Source organism: Mycobacterium sp., from assembly GCF_049802695.1.
In the GTDB taxonomy this organism is placed as follows: domain Bacteria; phylum Actinomycetota; class Actinomycetes; order Mycobacteriales; family Mycobacteriaceae; genus Mycobacterium.
In genome coordinates this window covers 1-6,763 of record NZ_JBARMY010000344.1, presented here as the reverse complement: position 1 = coordinate 6,763, position 6,763 = coordinate 1, and the positions used below count along the sequence as shown (strand labels likewise).

At 65.5% G+C, this 6,763-nt stretch carries 7 protein-coding genes and 1 pseudogene; 2 read left to right on the top strand and 6 right to left on the bottom strand.

Going from position 1 to position 6,763, the window contains the following annotated elements; translation table 11 throughout:
• Window positions 1-132, top strand: a pseudogene (locus WA317_RS14300) (lipase); the annotation flags it as partial.
• Between the two features lie 63 nt (window positions 133-195).
• Here the strand turns inward: WA317_RS14300 and metK are convergent.
• The 6 genes from metK to zwf all read right to left on the bottom strand — a co-directional run bounded on the left by metK (window position 196) and on the right by zwf (window position 6,108).
• Window positions 196-1,407 (bottom strand): methionine adenosyltransferase, encoded by a 1,212-nt coding sequence (gene metK / locus WA317_RS14295; RefSeq protein WP_425173658.1) that lies wholly within the window; start codon window positions 1,405-1,407, stop codon window positions 196-198.
• Between the two features lie 159 nt (window positions 1,408-1,566).
• Window positions 1,567-2,808 (bottom strand): bifunctional phosphopantothenoylcysteine decarboxylase/phosphopantothenate--cysteine ligase CoaBC, encoded by a 1,242-nt coding sequence (gene coaBC, locus WA317_RS14290; protein WP_425173657.1) that lies wholly within the window; start codon window positions 2,806-2,808, stop codon window positions 1,567-1,569.
• 48 nt (window positions 2,809-2,856) lie between these two features.
• Window positions 2,857-3,189, bottom strand: coding sequence for a DNA-directed RNA polymerase subunit omega (gene rpoZ / locus WA317_RS14285; protein WP_425173656.1), 333 nt, complete (start codon window positions 3,187-3,189; stop codon window positions 2,857-2,859).
• 88 nt (window positions 3,190-3,277) lie between these two features.
• A complete protein-coding gene (gene gmk / locus WA317_RS14280; RefSeq protein WP_425173659.1) occupies window positions 3,278-3,838 on the bottom strand; it encodes a guanylate kinase in 561 nt (186 codons plus the stop codon).
• 88 nt (window positions 3,839-3,926) lie between these two features.
• Window positions 3,927-4,244 (bottom strand): integration host factor, actinobacterial type, encoded by a 318-nt coding sequence (gene mihF, locus WA317_RS14275; protein WP_003920181.1) that lies wholly within the window; start codon window positions 4,242-4,244, stop codon window positions 3,927-3,929.
• Window positions 4,245-4,644: 400 nt separating this feature from the next.
• Window positions 4,645-6,108, bottom strand: coding sequence for a glucose-6-phosphate dehydrogenase (gene zwf, locus WA317_RS14270; RefSeq protein ID WP_425173655.1), 1,464 nt, complete (start codon window positions 6,106-6,108; stop codon window positions 4,645-4,647).
• Between the two features lie 315 nt (window positions 6,109-6,423).
• Between zwf and WA317_RS14265 the strand changes: the two genes are divergently transcribed.
• Window positions 6,424-6,609, top strand: a complete 186-nt coding sequence (locus tag WA317_RS14265; RefSeq protein ID WP_425173654.1) for a hypothetical protein — start codon at window positions 6,424-6,426, stop codon at window positions 6,607-6,609.
• The last annotated feature ends 154 nt before the right edge of the window (window positions 6,610-6,763 follow it).

Genomic DNA, 6,763 nt, shown 5'->3' with positions numbered 1-6,763 from the left:
GGAGTGCCCGTGGAACTAACCAGCGAGCCGACCCTGGTGCACGGCTACGTCAGTTTCGCACTGATCATCCCGGCCGCCGCCGAGGCACGCGACCGCGGCCTGGCGGCGCTCAAGGCGGCGCTGCACGCTTAGCTGCCGCAGGCCGGCAGGACACCGACTTCCACAACGTGGTCGTCGGCGCGGGCTTCTCGGGTGCTAGATGGCGCGCTTGAGGTCGTCGACCTTGCTGAGCTGCTCCCACGGCAGCTCGATGTCGGTCCGGCCGAAGTGGCCGTAAGCCGCGGTCTGCGCGTAGATCGGGCGCAGCAGGTCCAGGTCGCGGATGATCGCGCCGGGCCGCAGGTCGAAGACCTCGCCGATGGCTTTCTCGATCTTGGCCGGGTCGACGGTCTCGGTGCCGAAGGTCTCGACGAACAGGCCGACCGGGGCGGCCTTGCCGATGGCGTAAGCCACCTGCACCTCGACCCGGTCCGCCAGCCCGGCGGCAACGACATTCTTGGCGACCCAGCGCATCGCATACGCCGCAGACCGGTCCACCTTCGACGGGTCCTTGCCGGAGAACGCCCCGCCGCCGTGGCGGGCCCAGCCGCCGTAGGTGTCGACGATGATCTTGCGTCCGGTCAGGCCGGCGTCACCCATCGGTCCTCCGACGACGAATTTACCCGTCGGATTGATCAGCAGCCGCACCGACGACGCGTCCAGCGTCTTGTGCGACAGGTCATCGAGGACGGTGTTGACCACCTTCTCCCGGATGTCGGGAACGAGCAGGTTCTCGAGGTCGACGTCCGCGGCGTGCTGCGTGGAGATGACTACGGTGTCCAGCCGTCGCGGCTCGTTGTCTTCGTAGGCGATCGTCACCTGAGTCTTGCCGTCGGGGCGCAGATAGGGCAGCACACCGCCCTTGCGCACTTCGGTCAGCCGCCGCGCCAGCCGGTGGGCCAGCGCAATGGGTAGCGGCATCAGTTCGGGAGTGTCGTTGATCGCGTAACCGAACATCAGGCCCTGGTCACCGGCACCCTGTGCGTCCAGCGGGTCGGCGGCGCCTTCGACGCGGGCCTCGTGCGCGGTGTCGACGCCCTGCGCGATGTCGGGCGACTGCGCACCGATGCCGATGTTGACGCCGGCCGAAGCACCGTCGAAGCCCTTCTCGGACGAGTCGTAGCCGATCTCCAGGATGCGGTCGCGCACGGTCCGGGTGATGTCGGCGAACGCCTCCTTGGCGGTCGTGGTCACCTCCCCGACGACATGGACCTGCCCGGTGGTGACCAGAGTCTCGACGGCGACCCGGGAATGCGGGTCGTCGGCCAACAGCGCATCGAGCACCGAGTCGCTGATCGCGTCGCAGATCTTGTCGGGGTGTCCTTCAGTCACCGACTCGCTGGTGAACAGCCGACCGTTCTCGCTCACGCCGTCATCCTTTCCGCCATCCTCAGAATGTTAGTTAGACAAATTATATCGTTGCGCTGTCTGATCCAACCGGCTCCCCCGGTCTCATTGCAACCTTTGACCGCACTATGACCTACCTATAAGGAAGTATCTCTACGAGCCCGCGAAGCCGTGAGCGTGTTACCCGTCGCCGCCGTGCAGGAAGGTGACGATCGCGTCCACGATCCGGCTGGCCATCAACGTCTTGGAGCCGTGCCGCAGCGCGACCTCGGTGCCATCGGCGGCCAGCAGCCAACCGTCGTTGTTGTCCACTTCGAAGGCCTTGCCCTCGCCGACGGCGTTGACCACCAACAGGTCACAGCCTTTGCGGCGCAGCTTGGCCCGAGCGTGGAACAGCACGTCACCTTCAGCGTCGCCGGTCTCGGCGGCGAACCCGACGATGGCCCGCATGTTGGGTAGCTGACCGTCCGCGCGGGCGCGCACTGCCCCGGCCAGCACGTCGTCGTTGCGCACAAGGTCGATCGCCGGCGGCTCCACGAGACCCTTCTTGATCTTGGCGACGGCGACCTGTGCCGGCCGAAAATCGGCGACCGCGGCGGCCATCACCAGCACGTGCACGCCGGGCGCGTGTTTGGACACCGCGTCGGCGAGCTGCTGGGCGGAGCTGACATGCACGACTTCGACTCCGGCAGGCTCGACGAGTCCGGCGTTGTGTCCGGCGATCAGCGTTACGTCGGCGCCGCGCTGAGCGGCCACCCGGGCCACCGCGTAACCCTGCTTACCGGAGCTGCGGTTGCCGATGAAACGCACCGGGTCGATCGGCTCACGAGTGCCGCCGGCGGTGACCAGCAGTTTGCACCCGGCCAGGTCGTTGGGCAGGGCATCGTGGCGCTCCAGCAGCAACTGGGCCAACGTGGTGATTTCCTCGGCTTCGGGCAGCCGGCCCGCCCCGCTGTCCGCGCCGGTCAGCCGCCCGGACGCCGGCTCCAGCACCACCGCACCGCGTCGGCGCAGGGTGGCGACATTGTCAACGGTCGCCGGGTGCAGCCACATCTCGGTGTGCATCGCCGGCGCGAACATCACCGGACACCGGGCAGTGAGCAGCGTCGCGGTAAGCAAGTCGTCGGCCCGCCCTGTTGCGGCCCGGGCCAGCAGGTCAGCGGTGGCCGGTGCCACCACGACCAGGTCCGCCTCCTGTCCGAGGTGGACGTGCGGGACCAGCGGCACATCGTCGAAGACGCCGGTGCGCACCGGTTGACCGGACAGCGCCTCGAAGGTGGCCGCGCCGACGAAGCGCAGGGCGGATTCGGTCGGGATGACGCGAACCTGGTGACCGGCCTCAGTGAGCTGGCGGACGACGGTGCAGGCCTTGTAGGCGGCGATGCCGCCAGAGACGCCGACGATGATCCGTCTGCGGTCCATCACTTCTGCTCTTCGCCCGAACGGCCCATCGCCGGCCCTGCCGCCGTTCTACTCGCCTTCGGTGTGTTCGAGAAGGTCGGAGTGGATCTCGCGCATTGCGATCGACAGCGGCTTCTCCTGCAGGCCGGGCTCGACCAGCGGGCCGACGTATTCGAGGATGCCCTCGCCGAGTTGGTTGTAGTAGTCGTTGATCTGCCGCGCGCGCTTGGCGGCGTAGATCACCAGCGCGTACTTGCTCGACACGCGGTCAAGCAACTCGTCGATCGGCGGATTGGTGATGCCCAGCGGGGTGTCATAAGCGCCCACGCCACCCGCCGCCGGGTCGAATTGATCGACGGCGGGGACGGCGGCCAAAGCGGCGTCGGATGGTGAAGTACTCACGTAGAACGGTCTCCTGGCGATGTAGTGCTGACGAACAGATGTAGTGCTAGAGCACAGTCGAAGGCGCGGCGGGCACTCTAAATCCCGATCACGCCGTGTCCGGCGCGTTTTCCACCAGCAAGGATACCAATTCGGCGCACGCAGTCTCCAATCGGCGATTTACCACGACTTCGTCGAAGTCGCTCTGAGCTGCCAGCTCCGCGCGGGCCGTCGCCAGCCGGCGCTCGATGACCTCGGGTGTCTCGGTCCCGCGACCGACCAGCCGGGCCTCCAACGCCGCCCAACTAGGCGGCGCCAGAAACACGGTGATCGCCTCGGGCATCGCCGCTTTGACCGCCCGGGCGCCGGCCAAGTCGACTTCGATCAGGACCGGGTAGCCGCGCGCGGTGGCTTCCCGGATCGGGCCGGCCGGCGTGCCTGAGCGGTGCAGCCCGCCGTGGATTTCGGCCCACTCCAGCAACTCGTCCCGCTTGATCAGCTGATCGAAATGCTCGGCGCTGACGAAGTGGTAGTCGACCCCGTCGACCTCGCCCGGACGTGGTGCCCGAGTCGTGGCCGACACACTGAAATGCAGGTCAGGTACCCGCTCCCGCAAACAGCGCACCACCGTCGACTTGCCCACCGCCGAAGGACCGGACAGCACTATCACCCGGCCTGCGGGCTTGGAGGAATCTGGTGACCCCAGACCCTCACTGCCCGGCTCCTCCTCAGGCCGATTGGCCTGCATCGTCGCCGTGCTAGGCGGAACCGAACTTCTCCAGCAGTGCCTTGCGCTGCCGATCGCCGAGACCGCGCAGGCGGCGGGTAGGGGCGATCTCGAGTTCGGTCATGATCTCCTGTGCCTTGACCTTGCCGACCTTTGGCAACGCTTCCAGCAGTGCGGACACCTTCATCTTGCCCAGGACCTCATCGGTCTCGGCGTCCTTGAGCACCTGCTTGAGGTTGGTGCCGCCGCGCTTCAGCCGATCCTTGAGCTCAGCTCGCGCTCGACGTGCGGCAGCAGCCTTCTCCAACGCGGCGGCGCGCTGCTCGTCGGTCAACTGGGGAAGGGCCACGATTCCTCCGTCTCATTCGTCATCATCATCGATAGCCATCGAACTGTACTTTTCTCAGCCGGATAGTCCAGCCAGCGCAAACGACCGTACCCACGCTGTCTGACGAAATCTAACCCGACCCCCTGCTTCACGTTACGAACGCCCAGCGTACGGCCCGAGCGGCAAGCTGCGCCGCTGATTTCCCGCAGTGAGCCGGCCAGGCGCCGCCGCAGCCCGCCGAAACCGTGGAAGTGCCGTTAAATCCGCGTCTTACAGGGGATTCCAGCTCATCGGCGAACCAATCAACGCACCGAGGCCGGTCGGCTACGAGTCCCATGAGCCCAGCACCGCAGGAAATGCGGGTGATCGCACGCGTCGCGCGTGTCGCGCGCGTCGGATGCGCCGAACAGCCGTTAACCACTCACTTGCCGCGCCAGGTTCGGTCGAACGGGAGCCGCCACGCGTTCGGCGCGATCAGCTGGTGGATGGCGTTCGGCCCCCATGAGCCGACGTCATACCCGCGCACCGGCGGCGGCTCGACCAGCAGCGGCTCTGAGACCTCCCACAGCCGTTCGATGCCGTCCGACGTCGTGTAGAGCGTGTGGTCGCCGCGCATCGCATCCAGAATGAGCCGTTCGTAGCCCTCCAGGACGTCGGTGACAGAGTCGGTCTCGGCCAGCCCGAACTGCAGACTGTGCTTGGCCAGCTTCATTCCAGGTCCCGGCCGTTTGCCGTAGAACGACAGCGACACCTTGAACTCGTCGGCGAGGTCGAAGGTGAGATGGTCCGTACCTTGAGCGCCGACGCCCGCGTCCGGCGGAAACATGCTCTTGGGCGGCTCCCGGAAAGCGATCGAGATGATTCGCTGACCCTCGGCCAGACACTTCCCGGTGCGCAGATAGAACGGCACCCCGGCCCAGCGCCAGTTGTCGATCTCGCACTTGAGCGCTACGAAAGTGTCGGCATCGGAGTCCGATGAGACCCCGGGCTCGTCGCGATACCCGCGGTACTGCCCGCGCACCACGTTGTGCGGGTCGATCGGCACCATCGAACTGAATACTTTGTTCTTCTCGGCGCTGATGGCAGCGGAAGCCAGCGCTGTAGGCGGCTCCATCGCGACGAATCCGAGTATCTGGAACAGATGCGTCACGACCATGTCTTTGAAGGCACCGAGCGGCTCGTAGAACTTTGCCCGCCCCTCCAAAGTGAGTTTCTCGGGAACATCGATCTGGATGTGGTCGATGAAGGTTCGGTTCCATATCGGCTCGAACAAACCGTTGGCGAATCGGAAGGCGAGGATGTTCTGCGCCGCCTCCTTGCCCAGGAAATGGTCGATGCGGAAGATTTGCGACTCGTCGAACGTCTCGTGGATCGAGTCGTTCAACTCGACGGCGCTGTCCAGATCGACGCCGAACGGCTTTTCCATCACCAACGCGGCGCCCTTGGCCAGACCCGCTTCCTGCAACGTCTCGACGACGGGGATCACCGCGCTGGGCGGAACACTCAAATAGTGCAGCAGCCGGACGTCACCCTCCAAGTTCGCGGCCTGGTCACTCACGGTGGCGGAGAGTTCGCCCGCACCATTGCCCTGGGGCACGTACCGGAGGTTCTTCAGCCACTGTTTGAGCTCTTCCTCGGGCACCTCGTGGCGGGAGAATTCCTCGCATGCCTCCCCGGCCAGCTCCCGAAATCCGTCGTCATCGAGTTCCTCCAGGGAGGTGCCGACGATGCGCAGTTCTGGCGCCAGCTTCGACAAAGAGAGATGAAATAGGCCGGGAAGCAGCTTGCGGCGGGCCAGGTCGCCTGTCGCACCGAACAGGACGATGACGTGCGGACGGACGCCGGCGTTGGCTTTTTCCTTCGATCCTCGGTTTCGATTCGTCACACCCCAATCGTTCCACTAGTGGCCGACGTACGTCGACCGATCAGGCCAGTCCGCTGCATTTGAAGTCGCCCGAAGACCCCCGAAAGGCCTGAGCTGCGCACTGTAACGACGCCGCCGCGGCGAGCGATAAATTTCAGCTGCGCTACTTGAATTAGCAATGCATATATCATCAGCAAACTCATAAGCCGGGCTTAGTACCTTCCGGGTTTTGCCCGTTATCGTTCTGTATGTCACGGCGAGTGCCGGGACTTCCCGAGAAGGAGTGGAGTTGGCATAATGAGCCTGAAACGAATTACGTACGCATCTTTGCTGGCCATGAGTGTCGGAACGGCCGGGCTGCTCAGTATCGGAATCGCGACGGCGAATGCCGCTCCGACGACCGCGATTACTTCCCAGCACGCCGCCCCAGCCGAGAAAGTCAAGCCGACCCACCACCAGAAGAAAGAAATCGGCAAAGCAGCCGGGAAGCAAGCCAAGCACAACGGACTGACCGTCGGCTAACGACAGCCAAAAACCGGGCTCTGTGCGGCGGGCCACCCTGACGAGGCCCGCCGCACGAGACCGCCCCGAGGCCGTAGTTCGGTTAACCGGCCAGATAGGCGATGGCGTCGAGCATCCGCTGTCCCGCGGCCCGCAGGGCCGTGACGTCCGGGCC

Bases quoted from the DNA above. Each gene is read 5' to 3' on its own strand.
- coaBC (WP_425173657.1), bottom strand. From the start codon at position 2,808: ATGGACCGCAGACGGATCATCGTCGGCGTCTCTGGCGGCATCGCCGCC.
- WA317_RS14265 (WP_425173654.1), top strand. From the start codon at position 6,424: ATGAGTGTCGGAACGGCCGGGCTGCTCAGTATCGGAATCGCGACGGCG.